At 39.2% G+C, this 17,798-nt stretch carries 15 protein-coding genes; 2 read left to right on the forward strand and 13 right to left on the reverse strand.

Annotated elements, in window-relative coordinates; translation table 11 throughout:
* Positions 1-468: 468 nt before the first annotated feature.
* The 5 genes from CXF71_RS08295 to CXF71_RS08315 form a co-directional block, all read right to left on the reverse strand.
* Complete coding sequence (locus CXF71_RS08295) at positions 469-1,656, reverse strand: MFS transporter (RefSeq protein ID WP_101232494.1); 1,188 nt, start codon at positions 1,654-1,656, stop codon at positions 469-471.
* A gap of 101 nt (positions 1,657-1,757) precedes the next feature.
* Complete coding sequence (locus CXF71_RS08300) at positions 1,758-2,015, reverse strand: hypothetical protein (RefSeq protein WP_101232495.1); 258 nt, start codon at positions 2,013-2,015, stop codon at positions 1,758-1,760.
* Positions 2,016-2,503: 488 nt separating this feature from the next.
* Positions 2,504-2,833: an antibiotic biosynthesis monooxygenase family protein gene (locus tag CXF71_RS08305; protein WP_101232496.1), complete on the reverse strand. Its 330-nt coding sequence runs from the start codon at positions 2,831-2,833 to the stop codon at positions 2,504-2,506.
* Between the two features lie 110 nt (positions 2,834-2,943).
* Positions 2,944-3,333, reverse strand: coding sequence for a hypothetical protein (locus tag CXF71_RS08310; protein ID WP_101232497.1), 390 nt, complete (start codon positions 3,331-3,333; stop codon positions 2,944-2,946).
* 119 nt (positions 3,334-3,452) lie between these two features.
* Positions 3,453-3,965, reverse strand: coding sequence for a hypothetical protein (locus CXF71_RS08315; RefSeq protein WP_101232498.1), 513 nt, complete (start codon positions 3,963-3,965; stop codon positions 3,453-3,455).
* A 587-nt stretch (positions 3,966-4,552) separates the two neighbouring features.
* On the opposite strand from CXF71_RS08315, the gene CXF71_RS08320 reads away from it, so the two are divergent.
* Complete coding sequence (locus CXF71_RS08320; RefSeq protein ID WP_101232499.1) at positions 4,553-5,266, forward strand: cytochrome b/b6 domain-containing protein; 714 nt, start codon at positions 4,553-4,555, stop codon at positions 5,264-5,266.
* A gap of 61 nt (positions 5,267-5,327) precedes the next feature.
* Here the strand turns inward: CXF71_RS08320 and arsB are convergent, their stop codons facing one another.
* The 8 genes from arsB to CXF71_RS08360 form a co-directional block, all read right to left on the reverse strand.
* Positions 5,328-6,380, reverse strand: a complete 1,053-nt coding sequence (gene arsB, locus CXF71_RS08325; RefSeq protein WP_101226930.1) for an ACR3 family arsenite efflux transporter — start codon at positions 6,378-6,380, stop codon at positions 5,328-5,330.
* A 2-nt stretch (positions 6,381-6,382) separates the two neighbouring features.
* Positions 6,383-6,847: a helix-turn-helix transcriptional regulator gene (locus CXF71_RS08330; RefSeq protein WP_232771419.1), complete on the reverse strand. Its 465-nt coding sequence runs from the start codon at positions 6,845-6,847 to the stop codon at positions 6,383-6,385.
* A gap of 24 nt (positions 6,848-6,871) precedes the next feature.
* On the reverse strand, positions 6,872-7,429 hold the full coding sequence (locus CXF71_RS08335) for a cytochrome b/b6 domain-containing protein (protein WP_101232500.1): 558 nt from the start codon (positions 7,427-7,429) through the stop codon (positions 6,872-6,874).
* Positions 7,430-7,794: 365 nt separating this feature from the next.
* Positions 7,795-9,435, reverse strand: coding sequence for an AMP-binding protein (locus tag CXF71_RS08340; RefSeq protein WP_101232501.1), 1,641 nt, complete (start codon positions 9,433-9,435; stop codon positions 7,795-7,797).
* Positions 9,436-9,600: 165 nt separating this feature from the next.
* Positions 9,601-11,016: a coniferyl aldehyde dehydrogenase gene (locus CXF71_RS08345; RefSeq protein ID WP_101232502.1), complete on the reverse strand. Its 1,416-nt coding sequence runs from the start codon at positions 11,014-11,016 to the stop codon at positions 9,601-9,603.
* Positions 11,016-13,379: an efflux RND transporter permease subunit gene (locus tag CXF71_RS08350; RefSeq protein ID WP_101232503.1), complete on the reverse strand. Its 2,364-nt coding sequence runs from the start codon at positions 13,377-13,379 to the stop codon at positions 11,016-11,018. The genes CXF71_RS08345 and CXF71_RS08350 overlap by 1 nt, the downstream gene beginning before the upstream one ends.
* Before the next feature lie 4 nt (positions 13,380-13,383).
* A complete protein-coding gene (locus CXF71_RS08355; RefSeq protein ID WP_157826716.1) occupies positions 13,384-14,598 on the reverse strand; it encodes a WD40/YVTN/BNR-like repeat-containing protein in 1,215 nt (404 codons plus the stop codon).
* A gap of 141 nt (positions 14,599-14,739) precedes the next feature.
* Positions 14,740-15,786: an AraC family transcriptional regulator gene (locus CXF71_RS08360; protein WP_232771420.1), complete on the reverse strand. Its 1,047-nt coding sequence runs from the start codon at positions 15,784-15,786 to the stop codon at positions 14,740-14,742.
* Between the two features lie 138 nt (positions 15,787-15,924).
* Here CXF71_RS08360 and CXF71_RS08365 point away from each other — a divergent pair, with 138 nt between their 5' ends.
* The gene (locus CXF71_RS08365; protein WP_101232505.1) at positions 15,925-17,766 is read left to right on the forward strand and encodes a DUF1302 domain-containing protein; all 1,842 of its coding nucleotides are present in this window, start codon (positions 15,925-15,927) and stop codon (positions 17,764-17,766) included.
* The last annotated feature ends 32 nt before the right edge of the window (positions 17,767-17,798 follow it).

The following is a 17,798-nucleotide window of genomic DNA, read 5'->3' on the forward strand; positions in this document are numbered from 1 at the left end:
CCCTCATATTCATCCATGAAATATTATTATTTTCAGTTTTCTAACTGACTTCGTTAATCATTATTTCTACAATATAAAGGGCGAATTTTTCTTTAGATATGCTTTGCATACGTATTCAAAAATAGGCAAAAAGAACACGATTCTTAATGAAAAGTAGATAAATTGATAAGTTAACGCTTAAAAATAAGCCTACAGCCTATTAATATCGAAGTTTTAGAGGATTATTCATATCGATAAATCGTCATGAAATGTTACAAAATACCGCTAATTGATTACGTTTGAATACGTATGAATACGTATGCAAAATATAGGGATAATTATTAACACGCGATAGTGAAGATAAATTCAGGTGGGAGTTTACTGGAGTTAAACAGCTCATTAAGTCCGTCATCTTCGAAGTGTCTTGTCGAAGATCCATTCCCTAAAGTCCGTCTTCTTCGAAGTGTCTTATCGAAGAACCATTGTCTTTTACTTTAATGCAGAAGAACTGAATCTCTGTAAACGCCAGCACAATAAATAAATTAAACCATACAATATCATGCCGCCAACTAGCACCCCATGCCATGAGCCATATTGCCAACAGGCAACTAAGTAAAAGCCCCCTAGGCTACCGCCAACATAATAATGCACTAGGTATAAGGCCGTTGCGGTTGCTTTCGCAGTTTTGGCTTTCTGACTTACCCAAGCATAAGCAAGAGAGTGGGTGAAAAAAGAGCCTGAGCTAATAAATAACAAACCAATAACCATGGCGTACAATGAATCGTAAGCAGCAATCCACATACCTATCGCACTCACCGTTGTACCTAAAACCATGCCTTTAATGGGACTGTAAAGTTGGCTCCATCGACCACTGAGTTTTGCCGTAATAGTACCGCTGAGATAACACAAAAATATCATCGACGTTAAGCTGATAGACAGTGAATAAGGTGGCGCGACAAGTCGAAATCCCATTACCGTATAAAGGTTAACGAACAGCGAAAAGTTTACTCCACCAATAAGCATAGCGAACCATAACTCACGCTGTTTTAAGTGCCCGATCACACTTTTATTATGGTTACGGAACTGGCCTTTTTGGGGCGTAAAATGTTGTTGTTCAGGTAATAATCTACTCACTAATAACGCGCCGAGTAAACTGAAAATAGCCATACCAATTACCGCTATATTCCAGCCCCAATACTGTGTGGCAAAACCACCATATAAACGCCCAGCAATTCCCCCTAATGAATTCGCACTAATATAACCACCTACGGCAATCATAAAGGCTTTTGGGGTGAATTCTTCAGCCATAAAAGCCACAGCAACGGCGACAAAACCCGCAAGAGAAATCCCCATAACGGCTCGGGTTAAGGTTAACATTATCAAGGAGTCTGTGAGTAACATTGCCATGCCCGTAAACGGCAATAAGAAAAGGCTCAGCATCATCACCTTACGACGGCCAATAATTTCTGAGCCAACCGCCCAAGGCACAAGCGTAAGCGCTAACGTTAAGGTACATGACGCAAGTAACCAATTAATTTCAATGGCACTGGCGTTAAATTTTTCTGCCATCAAGGGCAACATGGGTTGGAACATGTACAAGTTACAAAACACAAGGAAAGAGCCTAATGCTAACGCAAAGCTAGCACGGCGATAAGCGGCTGTTTTTATTTCAATCATGATGAGATGACACTTAGCAGGTGACGTTCAATAACAAAGGTTATTTTACAACTGATAACAGGTTAAGGATACAAGATTAAAGTGAAAGATGAGGGTAATAATTACCTTTTCACAAGCCTTTCAATAGCAGGTATATCAAAAAAACTATTCTCACTGTCATTGTTTACTGCAGTTTTCAGTTCAGTAAAAGCAGCTTTACGTGCCTTACGTTGGTCATTGGTTACACCAAAAACGCTAAAGTGTGCCTCATCCATTAACTCAATGGCTTCCGCTCGCGTAATAACAGCTAAAAATTCACCCGCATTAATAAAGCCCTGCACTCTTTGTTTAAGCTCAGCATCAAGTTTATTCTTGTGCAAAAGCTGAAAGTAGCCGGTTAACTGGCGAGAACATTCGCGCTTAAAATTTTCTTTAGTAATGCTTTCTGTGTTGATAGGGTCTTACTTGGTGACTTCTTTATGCAAAATATAAATCCTTATTGCTCTGATTAGTCCTATCTTGCTTAATAATCTTAATCAGGACAAGACCATTTCAGGTCACAGGTTGAGTTATATTTAGCAAAAGATGAAAAGCACATGGAAAATTAAACATCTCATGCCAGCGTATTTGTGGCATGAGACAGCTAACTAAATGGCCTGATAATAGAGCGTAGGTAGCTTTACATAACGAGGTTAGTATTTGAAATATTCACTTATGCCACATTCGAGACATTAGCTTTTAAATATAATCAATACTTCGGACTAGGTTTCATACCAACGCCCTAATAACAGGCAAATAATAGTTGCTTAAAATAGGTGAACGTAGTGAAAAAAGAGCCAACTGGATTTTGTCCTGCTTGAAATTCTTGTTAGCTCCATGTTTTCACATGACTAAAATGATTAAATATATCTAGTGAATCAAATGCCTCGATATACTCTTTATATTCTGGTGCTTTCTGGAGAATTTTGACTTGCTTAGCGGCTTCTTCCGCAAACTCAACAGACGACCAACGCACATAATCCATAAACATATTACTATCTCGGCAACCCTGATAAAACTCATAACTAATAAAACCATCAAAGCTCATTACAAGTTTACGGAATTTATCAATAGCTGAATTAACATAAACGCTGTTCATTTCTGGTTTTATTTTATAAACAACCAACTCTACAACTTCATTTAAATTTTCGGTGTTCATCACAACCTCTGATAATGCCTAACGCCGTTTTAAGCGGCGAAAAATAGTTTGCTAAAATGTGTAACGAAGTGGAACCGAGCACACTGTTACGAGTTGACTTAAAAACCTTGTTATGTTTTTAAAACACCCATTATTTCAAGCCACTCAAAAGCTTCGTTTAAGTCTTCACAAAATTTAGTCTCAACATTTGTCAGTGCGGCATGACTTTTTTCGATAAGTACTTTTTGTAAACTCAAGCTACAAACAACGGCTTCATACTTTTGGTTATGAAGATTACTCCATTTATTTACACTATCAAGATGTTCCCAAACTTCAGGTATCGCCAACTCAAAATTTGATAGATCAACCAAACAAGCCCATTGAAGCTCTTCAATGCTGCTGACAAGTAATTTAAACTCTTGTCCCCATCTTATTGCTGTTTCGAGGTTCCACGCACCTACAGCTTCAACCATGAGAGTACGGTCAACTATTTTCATAGAAAATGAGCCATGTTCATTCATGCACTACCTCCTTCAGAAAAAATAACGCCCTAATAATGGGCGAAAACTTGTTGGCTAAAATGTTGAAGGACGAAAACAGCCAACTTTTTTTGTCCTTATTAATTAGCTTGTTAGGTGATTTACCCACAGAATTTTTTTATAAACCAACCTTCTTCAATGGGCGTAATTTCAGTAGCAAAACGAGAGGTAATATCCGTTGCAGGTATTGAACCGTCTCCATGAATATCTACTGTAGTCATACAGCCTATATTTCGATAAAACATAATACTAGTTGAGCTAGGTATATTAGAACAATGGGATAAACGTTCAGCGCTAACTATCCTCAGGAGTGCTATGTATTCGCCATATCTATCACTTGAAATACCAACCTTATTTAAAACGTCTCCAATTGTCACCATTGTCTTGGGGTTTTGAAGAGTATTCCACTTATTACCATATTTCCAAAAATCACCTATATGATCAGTTCCAACAGTAAAGCACGTTTCAAATTGTGTATCTCTTTTGATCATTAAGGCTAGTTGTTCAAAGGAGTCTTTATTTTGAGTAAACCCTTGCTTAATTTCATCAATTTTGACTGGTACGCAACCTTGAAAAAGCAAAGTCGACAATAGCAAACTGATCCAAACTTTCATAATCACCTAACGTTTAATATGAGGAAAAATTCCTTCTTTCTACAAGATGGAGTTAATCGTCAATAATTTATATAATGCGAGATTACTTTATTGTTACTTGTAAATCAATTAGTTAAAAATAAAACCAACTATTCAATATGTGAAAAGAGGCAATATGCGCTCTTTCTTGTAGAAAGCAGGAATCATAGTCTACTGTATAGGAACACACTAACAACAAAATAAAAATTCATTAGAAAATAGAGGGAAAAACTTGGCGTTAATGATCGCGATGCACTCTTCGCACTTAACAACATAAAAACCTATCAATAAAGTTAGTAAACAAAATAAACCCTAAAACATCAATGCGATAGTAAGACAACGGACATATGCCCCATAGCCAACATTAGCGATAAATAGTCATACTCACTGGCGTATGTCCGATGATTTGTCATAATAATAAAGTAATACTTAGCCAACACAGCAATTAGCTGGCACAACTAACTATTGGTAGTTTAACGATAAACACTGAATGCCCACATAGTGTATTGAGTGATGCTGGTTACTATTATGCTCGTTACTATTATTGACGACAAAAAAGGGAGATTACTATGAGTATTAACAGAGAACGGGTTTTTGTGTGGAGTCGTCGTATTCGGTTATTCCATTGGATAAATGTAATCGCCATCACATTACTCATTTGTATCGGCTTAGTCATTTTAAATGGCAAGTTGTTTGGTGTTAGCACGGATGGCAAGATTCTATTAAAAACCATTCATGTAACCGTAGGTTATGTCTTTGCCACTAACTTAGTTATCAGGCTGATTATTGGTTTTATCGGTAAAGCCCATGAGCGATGGAGTAAGGTATTACCGTTTAATAAAGGTTTTACCCAAGCGCTAGTCGACTTTAAAAATAATAAGAAAGCGGCGTATAAGGGACATAACCCGGCAGGGAAATTAATGATTTTGGCTTTATTTACCTTATTGTTTACTCAAATGATTTCAGGTCTGGTTATTGCGGGTACCGATATTTATTACCCACCTTTTGGTGGCTACTTCGCTGAAAGTATTGCCATAGATAAACAAAATATTGAGGTGATTCAGCCTTATTCAAAGGAGAATGTTGATGAAGCGGCCTATAAAGAAATGCGTGCGATACGAACCCCGTTTATAACCGCGCATGTTTATTCGTTTTACGGGTTACTCTTCCTTATTCCGTTGCATATTTTAGGGGTTATCATTGCAGAAAGAAGAGAAAAAACAGCGTTAGTTTCTGCCATGATTAACGGCTATAAATACTTGCCAAAAGATACTGAAGATTAAGTGATAAATGAGTCATAGCTAAGCCATGACTCATTATTGGCTTATGATTAGCCGTTGGTAACTACTCACTTTTAACAAACCAGTTTTGGGTATGATTAATAAAGTAAACCAACGACAACATAACGGGTACTTCAACCAGTACCCCAACAACGGTCGCCAATGCCGCACCTGAATGTAAACCAAACAGCGAAATAGCCACGGCAACCGCTAATTCAAAGAAGTTAGATGTGCCTATCAAACAAGCGGGAGCCGCGATGTTATGCGGCAGTTTCATCCACTTTGCCGCTAGGTAAGCAATAATGAAAATACCGTATGTTTGGATCATCAGCGGAATAGCAATTAAGCCGATGGTTTGTGGCTCAGATATGATGGTGTTGGCTTGAAAACCAAATAATAAAACAACTGTCGCTAATAAACCGATAACCGACCAAGGTTTTAATGTCGCTAATAAGTTGTCTAATGACTTGTTAGCACTGTCGGTATTTGACTCAATATTATTGCTGTTCTTATTTAATATTCTTCTGGTGACTACCCCCGCAATTAAAGGCAATAACACGTACAGTAAAACCGAAATAAGTAACGTTTCCCAAGGCACTTGAATATCACTAACGCCTAGTAAAAATGCCGATATAGGCGCAAAGGCGAATATCATGATGACATCATTAACAGAGACTTGCACTAAGGTGTAATTAGGGTCGCCTTTGGTTAACTGAGACCACACAAACACCATTGCGGTACAAGGTGCTACGCCCAGTAAAATCATACCCGCGATGTATTCTTGCGCCGATTCGGGGTCAACTAAGTCTGCAAATAAATAGTTAAAGAACAGCCAGCCTAACGCTGCCATGGTAAAAGGTTTAATAAACCAATTAATGATGATGGTTAGCACAAGACCTTTGGGGTTTTTGCCGACATCTTTTATTGAAGAGAAGTCTATTTGAACCATCATCGGGTATATCATCACCCAAATAAAAACGGCGACAACAATGTTAACGTGCGCAATTTCAAGCTCGGCAATCAGTTGAAAAATGTCCGGTTGCCATAACCCTAAAGTCACGCCAAGCAGTATGCTTAAACCAATCCAAACAGATAAGTAACGTTCAAAAATACCCATGGTTAAACCTCCCTCATTAAGTCTTCTATAAAGTATGCTGCAAGTTCGTGTCTGCCTGCACAGTTGGCTTTGGCATATATCGCGGTGGCTTGGCCTCTCACTGTTTTTTCTTTTACTTGTCGTGCTTCGGCGATTTCTTTCATCGAAAGCCCTTTGATTAACAGCAACGAAACCTCACACTCAGAGGGTGTTAGTTGCCATTTAGCGAATTGTTCTTTCATCACTTGCAGTAATTCACCGGCGAGTCTGGCTGTTTTCGATTTCTCTATGACGATGACTTTTTTGAGGGATTTAACATGTTGCAGCTCACGAAATAAAACCACTGAAATGGCGATGAAAACCATGAACTCAAGACTGAGATGGAGAAAGCCGTCTTCATTACTCAACACATCACTGACAATGTCAAAAATGAAAAACGCCATGGCAAATGCCAGCACGATAGCTGGCAAATATAGTCTAAAAGACACTGAATACCTCTCAAATAAGAAACGTTAACGGGATTTATGATTGAACATTTTTCGCCAAATAGGTTTACCACACAGTGTATGTAAAATCACCGCGCCCACATGTAACGCTAAGAAAATGGGGATTAATGACTCACCTACTTCATGCAGTTCTTCGACATATTCAAAAATGTTACTTCCACCCTCTGACCCTAGCATAAATAGTGTTGTACCGGTAACTGACATCCAAATAAATATCAGTAAACCAAACGTTTGTGTGAGTCCGGCAAGCCCATCATGACGCTCTCTATTAGGGATTTTAAAGGTAAGTAAGGTACGAAAATCATCAATGGCATATTGCCTTTGCTGTTTTGAAAACGGCGACCATTTTTTAAAAGATAATGCCGATGCGTTAGTAAAACCTATGGCGACTCTTATCAGCATGACACTCGCTAACGACAAACCTAAATAGCTATGCAGTAAATAGCCATTTGAAGTGATCCCATCTTCAGCAAACTCTCCCGTAAGAAAGGCAAAAACACCAAAAAAAGCCATGCCTAAGTGGATGAGCTTTGCGTAGGTTGGGTAAGTGTATTGATCACTCATCATGACTCCAAAATTTGTGTTGATATAAATTATGGGTATGAGTTTATTGCTTTAAACACCTATAAACATGGGGCAATTGCCTTTTATTGACCGTTCTCAGTCATATGCCCTAGGCAATTTATTGATATTGCACCTGATTAGCCTTGATAGCAGACGCAAAAAAGCCGATAGATTACAGGTCTATCGGCTTTTTATATTTTGTCATTCAAAATAAGTATTGGCGTGCTATTTCACTTTCGTCCCAAAGCGCGTTTTAATCAATCAAAATGGATGCTTTTTGATATAAATTAACTCGCAATAAAGTACTAAACGTTAAAGTACCAAGCGTTAAAGTACTAAGCGTTAAAGTACTAAGCTCTGTTTCTTTAACGTAACTCTCTACGTAATAATTTACCGACACTCGATTTAGGGATTTCATCAATAAAAATCACCTGTTTAGGCACTTTGTAGCCCGTTAGCCCTTGGCGACAAAATTCGATAACATCTTGCTCAGTAATTTTTAGCTCTGCTGATTCTTTCTCTGTAACGACAAAAAGCTTAACCGCTTCACCTGTTTTATCATCCTCAACACCAATACAAGCAGACTCGAGTATGCCCGGCATGTTGGCTATTTCAGCCTCAATTTCATTAGGATAGACGTTAAAACCAGACACATTAATCATGTCTTTTTTACGATCGACAATATGAAAGAACCCCTTATCGTCGAGCAGTGCAATATCACCCGTTTTAAAATAACCGTCATGGGTCATACATTCTGCTGTGGCTGCTGCATTATTCCAGTAACCAGACATGACTTGTGGGCCTTTAGCGCATAACTCTCCCGCTTGCCCTTGGGCAACAATGTTCCCCATATCATCACGAATTGAAATATCCGTGTTGGGCATAGGTACGCCAATACCAGCAACCTCTTCACTGTCATCAGTACTACCAAAATTCAACGTTAAAATAGGTGAGGTTTCTGATAAGCCATAACCTTCATTTAGCTTAACACCGGTAACTTGTTGCCATTTTTCAGCCACCGCCTGTTGCACCGCAGCACCGCCGCCAATACAAAGTTTTAATGACGAAAAATCTACTTGGTCAAAGCCAGGCGTATGTAATAAACCATTAAATAACGTGTTTACGCCGGTGAACATAGTCGCAGGGGTATTTTTCCATACTTCGACAAAGCTAGCCATATCTCGAGGGTTAGTGACTAACACATTGTTAGCACCAAAGTAGAAATAGCTAAGCGTGTTCGCCATCAACGCAAAGATGTGATACATCGGGATGGCGGTAATAACCACGTCATTACCGTAATCGATATGGGCTTTGGCAAATTCTTGATATTGTAATATATTGGCGATTAAGTTGCCGTGGCTAAGCATAGCCCCTTTAGATAACCCCGTAGTGCCACCGGTATATTGTAAAAACAATAAGTCATCTTGACAAAGCGTAGGCTCAGACAGTTCAATTTTTTCACCTTGCGCTAAGGCATCGGTGAAACTAATGGTTTCGGTTAAACGCTCATCAACAGGCGCACAAGGTAAGCCCTTATTTATCAAGTCGTCTAAGTTTACCGTAATCACATTTTTAACACCGGTATCATCAATAATATCCGCGAGTATTTTGGTTGAGGGCGAAAATATGATGATAGTGTCAACTTGCGCGTCATTAAGTTGATGCGCTAACTCTCGCGCTGTGTACATAGGATTAACGTTAACTTGCACACCGCCAGCACGCACTATTCCCCACATGGCGACAGGGAAACAAAGCGTGTTTGGGCACATTAGCGCGATACGCTCACCCTTAACAATGTTTAATTTACTTTGTAAAAAAGCGGCGAAATCACGCGATAGTTCATCGACTTGCTCAAAAGTAAGTTCCGCACCAAAGTTACTGTAAGCGCTCTGCTGCTTATATTTAGCAATTGTTTGATGAAATAAATCTAACAAAGAAGTATGACGGTTTAAGTCTACTTCATGAGCCACATTTTCTGGGTAATTGGTGAACCAAGGTTTAGTCATGTGCTTTCCTTAAGTAACTAGATTTATTTAAGCTGAGTAATAAATAGAGTAAAACAAGCTGAGAAACAAAACAGTATAAAATTGTCTTTTAACGTAACATTATTTTGTTTGTCTTAATTAAGTTAACGATTAAGTTAACGATTAAGTTAACGATTAAGTAAACAATTAACGAATAAATAACTTATAGACAAGTTGATGTATTTTATTGCCAAACGGTGGAAACAACAGCGTTCCTAAGCTAATTCGCCCGCGTGAAAGTACCGTTTTACCATGAGAGAATGTTTTAAAACCTTCACTACCATGATATTGCCCCATGCCTGACGCGCCAATACCACCAAAGGGTAAATCGTCATTGGCTACATGAAAAGCGGCATCGTTAATACAAACGCCACCGGCATGAGTCTTTAATAAAATCTGTTGCTGAAATGCTTTATTAAAACTGCAAATATATAACGCAAGTGGCCGAGGTTTACTGTTGATATAAGTAATGACTTCATCAATATTTTTATAACCTATGATAGGCAACAAAGGACCAAAAATCTCTTGTTGCATCACGGTCATCTCATCATTGACATTAGTGAGTAGTGTTAACGGCATTTTTCGAGATGAATTGCTGTTAGTGTCTGCTGTCAAAGGGATTATATTTGCGCCCTTCTCTTTCGCATCCGTTAACAAACTGTCAAGTCGTGCTTTTTGTCCATCATTAATTATGCAAGTCCAATCAGAATTTTCCTGTAGATCAGGGTACATATTTTGATAAAAATCGTTAAAAGCTTGCGTTAATGCTGCTACCTTATTCTCAGGGCAAAACAAGTAATCTGGCGCGACACACGTTTGTCCTGAGTTAAGTGTTTTTCCTAAAATCAATCGGCTGACCGCCGTTTTTATATCAATGTCATCATCAATAATAGTCGGTGATTTACCGCCTAACTCTAAGGTGACCGGCACTAAATTCTCTGCCGCCGCTTTCATAACCAATTTACCAACACCGGTAGAGCCAGTGAAGAAAATGTGGTCGAAAGCCATATTCGAAAAGGCTGTCGCTATGTCAACTTCACCGCAAACAATTGCCACTTTTTTGCAAGAAAAATGCTCAGCCACTAACGTTGCCAAAAGCGTATTGGTATTCGGCGTATATTCGCTCATTTTTATCATGGCGGTATTACCCGCAGCTAACGCTGTCGTTAGTGGTCCAAACGCAAGAAAAACGGGGTAATTCCATGGCGCTATTATCCCAACCACTCCTTTGGGCTGAAAAATCACTTCACCTTTTGCTGGTTGAAATAATATGCCGATATGTTTCTTTTCAGGCTTCATCCAGCCTTTTAATTTTTTAATGGCGTAGTTAATACCCATCACTGACGTGAGTATGTCACCGATTTTGGTGTCATCGGCACTGCGGTGACCAAAATCTTGGCTGATAGCAGTAATAAAAGCGTCTTGGTGATCAATAAGAATCGTTTTTAACTTCATTAAATCACTAATGCGTTCTTGGTAACTTGGGTAAGTGTTGCAGGCAAAGTATTCTTTTTGTTCTAAAAAAGTCTCTTCTAGTGCCTTTATTGTGGTAATTTCAGTCATTATTTTTTAGTCCTATGAGATCCGATATTAAGTAGCCAAGCAATAGCAGGGATAAGGGTTAGTGCGCCCAACATATTAAAAATAAACATAAAGGTGAGTAATATCCCCATGTCAGCTTGGAATTTTATAGGTGAAAATACCCATGTGGCGACACCTATAGCTAAGGTGATACCCGTGAAAGCAACGGCTTTGCCTGTTTGATTTAACGCATAACGATAGGTCATGTATAAAGACTTGCCTTGGCCTAGGGCTTCTTTAACTTTACTGAAAATGTAGATGCCATAATCAACACCAATACCAACCCCTAAGGCAATAACAGGTAAGGTTGCTACTTTTACGCCAATGCCTAACGCGCCCATTAAGCCTTGACTCATGATGCTGGTTAAAATTAGCGGCGTGATGATACAAATAACGATGCGGCCACTTCTAAAGGTAATTAAACAAATAATGATGACAATAGCGTAAACCCATATTAACATTTCAGTTTCAGCTTCTTCGATCACCATATTGGTGGCTGATTCTATCCCTGCATTACCTGCGGCCATGAGAAACTCAATGCCCTCAACTGGGTTTTCGGCGTTAAATTTTTCAACTGCTTTGACCACATTATCTAGCGTTTGGGCTTTATGATCATTGAGGAACACCAGCACGGGCACCATAGAGCAGTCTTTATTCATCAACCCTAGTGGTGTTTTAGATAAGGAAGCATTAGTCATTAATTGGTTTCGGTTTAAACCGTACCATTTCAACGAACCTTCATTCATGCCAAACAAGCCGAATTTTGATACATCTGCAACTGATTTAACCGCTTGAACGCCAGCAACATTGCGTAGTTGCCATTGGAATTGATCTACCCAAACCAAGGTTTGATATTGAGCACATTGTTCAACATCAGTTTTCACCATAATGACAAATAAATCGGTACTGGTACTGTAGTTATCAACGATATAGGCGTTGTCTACGTTATAACGTGAATCAGGTCTTAGTTCAGGTGCGCCCGCATCTAGATCACCAATTTTCATCGATTGTGAAAAATATAAACCAAGCATTAAACAACATATGCCAACGATTAAGGCTATTTTTGCGAGTGGTGGTTTAGCGAAGTTTTTAAACAAGCGTTCCACAATACCTGTTTGGTGAGCTGACTTTTGTGCGTATTTCAAGCCCGCAGGGGAAACGCCGATGTAACTCATTAAAATAGGCAAAGCGATTAAGTTGGTGACAATAATAATGGCAACACCAATACTGGCGGCGATGGCTAATTCTCGAATGACGGCTATATCGATAATCATTAAGGTAGTAAAGCCGATAGCATCACTGACTAAAGCGGTGATACCCGCAATATAAAGTGAGCGAAAAGCCAGCTTGGCTGAATCAATTCTATTTGCGCCCGTTACGCTATGGTGAATGATGGAATTAATAATTTGTACGCCATGACTAACACCAATAGCAAAAACTAAAAAAGGCACCAACATAGAATAAGGGTTAAGACCAAAGCCAAGTAAATTAAGAATACCTAATTGGCACAATACGGCAAAAATTGAAAAAACTAGCACTGATAAAGTGCTACGTAGGCAACGTGAATAAAGCCAAAGTAAAACAAAGGTAATAACAACGGCTAGTGCAAAAAAAGCAACAACTTGTAAAGCGCCATCGATTAAGTCACCCACTACTTTGGCAAAACCGACAATGCGTATAGTGACCTTATCACTACTGTATTTGTCTCTGATTTTCTCTTCTAAAACGCTTGATAATTTTCTGTAATCTAAGGGCAAACCTGTTTCAGGGTTAGTGTCTTGCAATGGCGCGATAATAATTGCTGATTGGAAGTTATTGGCGACAAGTACACCAATTTGTCCTGACTTAAATACGTTAGTTTTAACGCGTTCAATCATTGCTGCTGAGCCATCATAACCATCAGGAATAACAGCACCACCAACAAAACCTTCTTCGGTCACTTCTTGCCAGCGAACATTGGGTGTCCATAATGATTTTAAACCATCACGACTTACCCCTGGAATAAAGAAAACTTCATCGGTAACTTGCTTTAAAGTTTGTTGAAAATCAGCATTGAAAATATCACTCTTTTCATTATCACCATGAGTATTTTCAACCACAATACGAATAACGTTACCTAAATCTGCGAGCTCTTTTTGATATGTTAAATAATTAGTCACATAAGCATGAGATCCGGGGATCATTTTAGTGAAGCTAGCTTCCGGTTTGACCTTAACGGCTTGTAGGGTTAACAAAGCGATACAAATAACGATGATTGTCATCATCAATGCACGATGCTTAAAAACAAAATTCTCTATTATTTGTTCTACTTTTCTTGGTGAGTGTGAGTTTTTAGTAGGTGACATAAGCTTATTCCTCTTCCTTAAGCGGCCATTGTGAAATACCGAATTGACCCGCAAGAATCAATGCATTGTCTTTAACTAAAACACTAGAAAATGCCGCGCCTGAGGGATGCTTTTTAATGTTTAAAGAGGATGGATTTTCTGGATCGAAACTGACAATGAGACCACCATGCCCCACTAAATATACCTTGCCCTGTTTAGAGAAATTTCCGCCGAGTAAACTGGTGCTACTGGGTAATTTTTTATGCTGCCAATGCCCTCCTCCATCAAGCGATATCAGGATATTGCCTTGTAAGCCAAACGCGACAAGCTGTGTACTATTCGTTGGATTGTTATCGTCAGTTGCATTGTTATCGTCAGTTGCAATGTTATCGCCAATAGAAGGGGGGAGAACATTGACTGTATTGGCGATAATGCCGAATAAACTGCCCGAATAAGGCAATGCCATTACCGACCATGTTTGGCCGACATCAGTAGAATGAAAACCGGTGCCATTTTCACCAACAATATAAAGTTGATCATCTGATGTCGCTATAACAGCATTGAGGTGAAAACTATCAGGATTATCAAGTTGATTGCTTACTAACTTCCACGTTTCACCTGTGTCTTTACTACTGAGTAATATACCGTAGGCACCGCTAGCAAATAAGATATCATTCGACGTTCGGGTAACCGATAACAGCGGCTTATTGGGCCCTGACTTTAATTCTATTTGGTTATCTTTAATCGCAAAGGCTAAATCATCAAGTTGGTAAGTTAACGCTTCAAGTTCATCTTCATCTTGAGTTTTCAAGAGCAATTGCTGCAATATTTCCTGTTGTTTTTTTAATTGCTCTATTGTTAAGCTTGTTATCTCTTTACCCGTAAATACCGTGCGCCATGCTGTGCTATCACTCGCCACTTTTAGGATGACACCATCATGGCCAACGGCAATTTTACTACCGTCAGAGAGTATGGTGACATCAGTTATAGCAACACTGACTGGCGATTGTTGCTGCTGCCAGTTATTGTTATTTTGCCACTTTATTATGTGTCCACGTTCACCTACAGCAAGAATAGCGTCATTAGTTGGCGTTATAGCCATGAGTACACTTTTATTGGCTAAGTCACTGTCGACGGCAGGTAATTCCAATAAGTTGGAGGAGCTTTTCGCCTGTGCGATATTAAAAAATGAAGCAAGCAGTAAGCTCATCACGCTAAAGACGACATAAGGTGTGCGCATAGAAAACCTAATAAGTGAAAAAATCATGCTTATTAGTATTCATGAATAAAGATAACTTGAGAGGCGTTAAACGTGCCAAATGATTATCTTTGCAACACAGTCAATATTTAGCGTTTTTTTGCGGTGGTTTTGTCGAAAGGGTTATGCTTTTTGGCTTTGTCGATAATCGCCCGGCGTTTGATTAGTCCAACGTTTAAAAGCACGGTTAAAGTTACCTACGCTCGAAAAACCGACCAAATAGCCAATTTCACTCAAGCTTAAATGTTGTTGAACAATGTAATTCATCGCTAATTTTTTACGAGTGTTTTCCAGTATTTCTTTATAACTTGTGCCTTGGTCTTGTAATTTTCGTTGTAAATTACGCAAACTCATCCCAAGGTATTCGGCAATTTCAGTTTGAGAAGGTGCGCCCAGTGGTAACAATTCAAAAATTTTATTTTTGATTACATGGCTTAAATCATTTTTATCAATTCTTGCCATGAATTCATCAAGCATTTTTTCATGGCTGTGAGTAATTAAAGGATTACCGCACATTAACTTTTCTTGTGTTTGTTTAAGGTCGAAATAAATAGCGGTTTTATTGCTAGAAAACTCTATTTCACAATTGAAGAAATTGTCAAGGTAACTCATATCATGATCGGGTTTTGGGTAAGCAAAGCTGATTTTTTTTGGTGAAAAGTCTAACGTAACCAGTTCTCGAGAAAAACGAATAATAGTGGCTAAAAAAGTTTCGACTGTGAGCAGTGACAATACCGGTCGGTTTGTTGTTTCATAGGTAATAATTTGCATCTCAAAAACAAACTGCCCCTTTTCTTCGTAATTAACTAATTGACAGGTATTTGAAACAACACGTTTGTAATGAGCGATACGCTCTAATGCATCTTGCAACGTATTTGAAGACATCATAGCGTAGCCAAGCGCATGAAACATACCCGGATGAAACTGCTCCGCTACCAAAATAGAAAAGTCATGTCGTGCTAATTTAACATTGCAGTAGTTAAGTAACTGGGAAAGTTTTTCTGCGGCAATACGAGATTCTTGATCCGCCATCGCATCTTGAGAAATATCACAGGTTTTTAATGCTGCGGCAATATCAATGTTATGCGCATCCATAGCCCTTGACGTAGGGATCATCCAGCCGGTTAATGTCGAATAATAATTTTGCACTGCGTTGCCTGAATTTTTCATATTTTTCCATTCTACGAGTTTTGCGCGAAATGACAAGAGGTTGGCACATTTAGCGAAATATTAAACTGAACATTGTCGTAATGTAATGATGAAGAAACATTACAGTAAGTATTACAACGATAATAATAGGCGAATAACATGCTAAATAATAACCACAAAATCAAACCATTAGCGCTGGTTGTCGCGATGGCATTTGGTGCATCATCAGCACACGCTGTCGACTTCAACTTTGGTGAAGACGATGAAATTTTATTGCAAATCAACTCGCAGTTAGACATTGGTTCAAGCTGGCGACTAGGGGATGCTGACCCACGTTTTATTGGGAAAACCAATGGCGGAACTGGTGCTACATCAACGACTGATGATGGAAATTTAAACTATGGAAAACATGATGCCTACTCGCAAATAATTAAAGGTGTGCATGATATACAATTAAGCAAAGGCGATTTTGGCGCTTTTGTACGTTTTAAATATTGGTATGACTATGCGCTTAAAGAGGGTGATGTCAGCCATGGTAATTCAAACAATGGCTATACCCCGAATACGCCATTAAGTGATGACGGTTTTGAAAACAACACTAAATTTTCTGGCATAACTTTATTAGATGCCTATGTTTATGCTTCATTTGATTTAGGCGAAACGCCACTAGACATTCGCTTAGGTAGACAAGTAGTGAGTTGGGGAGAAAGTACTTTTATTCAAGGCGGTATGAATTCATCAAACCCTTTTGATGTGGCCGCATTAAGACGTCCTGGTGCAGATTTAAAAGAAGGTATTTTACCGGTTGGAATGTTATATGCAAATGCCGGCATTACCGAAAATTTAAGCATTGAAGGCTTCTATCAGTATGAGTGGGAAAAAACTCAGATTGATGGTTGTGGTACCTATTTTTCAGGAGCTGATTTTGCCGCCACGGGCTGTAACTCTGTTTCCGTAGGTCCTTTAGGTGATCAAGCAGGATTGGCTGCAGGCTTTGCTGCTGAACGAGTTGCTGATGTTGAACCTGATGACGGAGGTCAATATGGTTTGGCAGCGCGTTATTATGCTGCAGAACTAAATGATACTGAGTTTGGTGTGTATTATATGAATATTCATTCACGCCTGCCCCTTATTAACGCTGTCCGTACTAGCATTCCTTTAGCTACAGGAAATGCCACGCCAGTATTTGTGCCTAAAGCACTTGACCCAACAGGTGGTGCTTTAGCGGCATTAAATCCTGGTTATAATATTGAATTCCCAGAAGACTTAGCCTTTTATGGGGTGAGTTTTGCCACCAATGTTGCTGGTGTCGCGTTATCAGGTGAAGCTTCTTATAAGCCTGATACACCGGTACAGATTAGCGGACCAGAAGTACTCAATGCAGCATTATCTGAAGCACCTTTCTTACGCTACAGCCCTAGAGTTACCTCGGTTGGTTATGGTGAAGAGGTCAAAGGTTGGGATGCGTTTGATGTCACCCAATTACAGATGACCGCAGTGCAATTTTTTGAGAATACTATGGGTGCTTCGCGAGTAACGATTATTGCCGAGGTAGGTATGATTTTAACCGATGGTGTTGAAGATTCTGACCAACATTACGGAAGAAACTCGGTGTTTGGCTTGGGCGACTTTGATGCGGGTGGCGGCTTAAATTGTGCCAATCTTGTTGGCGCAGGAGCGTTATCGGGCGATTGTCGTACAGATGGTTTTGTTACTGATAATGCATGGGGATATCGCATGCGTGGTGTTTGGCAATATTCTGATGTATTTGCTGGCGTATCGTTAAAACCAACCATCTCTTGGGCACATGATGTCAGTGGCTACTCACCAGACCCCGCTCAACAATTTCATGAGGGACGAAAAAATCTAGGCTTTTCTTTAGAAGCAGCATACCAGCAGAAATATACTGCCACCGTAGGCTACAACAACTATTCAGGTGGTAGTCATAATATTCTAGAAGATAAAGACTTAATATCGCTGTCATTTGGCATTTCATATTAATTAACATATTCATTGTATTGCAAAAACATTAA

This window comes from Colwellia sp. 12G3 (assembly GCF_002836775.1).
Classification (GTDB): Bacteria; Pseudomonadota; Gammaproteobacteria; order Enterobacterales; family Alteromonadaceae; genus Colwellia.

Excerpts from the sequence above, each read along its gene's own strand:
- CXF71_RS08315 (WP_101232498.1), bottom strand. The coding sequence starts at position 3,965 with ATGAAAGTTTGGATCAGTTTGCTATTGTCGACTTTGCTTTTTCAAGGT.
- CXF71_RS08310 (WP_101232497.1), bottom strand. The coding sequence starts at position 3,333 with ATGAATGAACATGGCTCATTTTCTATGAAAATAGTTGACCGTACTCTC.
- CXF71_RS08360 (WP_232771420.1), bottom strand. The coding sequence starts at position 15,786 with ATGAAAAATTCAGGCAACGCAGTGCAAAATTATTATTCGACATTAACC.
- arsB (WP_101226930.1), bottom strand. The coding sequence starts at position 6,380 with ATGGGTATTTTTGAACGTTACTTATCTGTTTGGATTGGTTTAAGCATA.
- CXF71_RS08365 (WP_101232505.1), top strand. The coding sequence starts at position 15,925 with ATGCTAAATAATAACCACAAAATCAAACCATTAGCGCTGGTTGTCGCG.
- CXF71_RS08345 (WP_101232502.1), bottom strand. The coding sequence starts at position 11,016 with ATGACTGAAATTACCACAATAAAGGCACTAGAAGAGACTTTTTTAGAA.
- CXF71_RS08295 (WP_101232494.1), bottom strand. The coding sequence starts at position 1,656 with ATGATTGAAATAAAAACAGCCGCTTATCGCCGTGCTAGCTTTGCGTTA.
- CXF71_RS08355 (WP_157826716.1), bottom strand. The coding sequence starts at position 14,598 with ATGCGCACACCTTATGTCGTCTTTAGCGTGATGAGCTTACTGCTTGCT.
- CXF71_RS08320 (WP_101232499.1), top strand. The coding sequence starts at position 4,553 with ATGAGTATTAACAGAGAACGGGTTTTTGTGTGGAGTCGTCGTATTCGG.
- CXF71_RS08305 (WP_101232496.1), bottom strand. The coding sequence starts at position 2,833 with ATGAACACCGAAAATTTAAATGAAGTTGTAGAGTTGGTTGTTTATAAA.
- CXF71_RS08335 (WP_101232500.1), bottom strand. The coding sequence starts at position 7,429 with ATGAGTGATCAATACACTTACCCAACCTACGCAAAGCTCATCCACTTA.
- CXF71_RS08350 (WP_101232503.1), bottom strand. The coding sequence starts at position 13,379 with ATGTCACCTACTAAAAACTCACACTCACCAAGAAAAGTAGAACAAATA.
- CXF71_RS08340 (WP_101232501.1), bottom strand. The coding sequence starts at position 9,435 with ATGACTAAACCTTGGTTCACCAATTACCCAGAAAATGTGGCTCATGAA.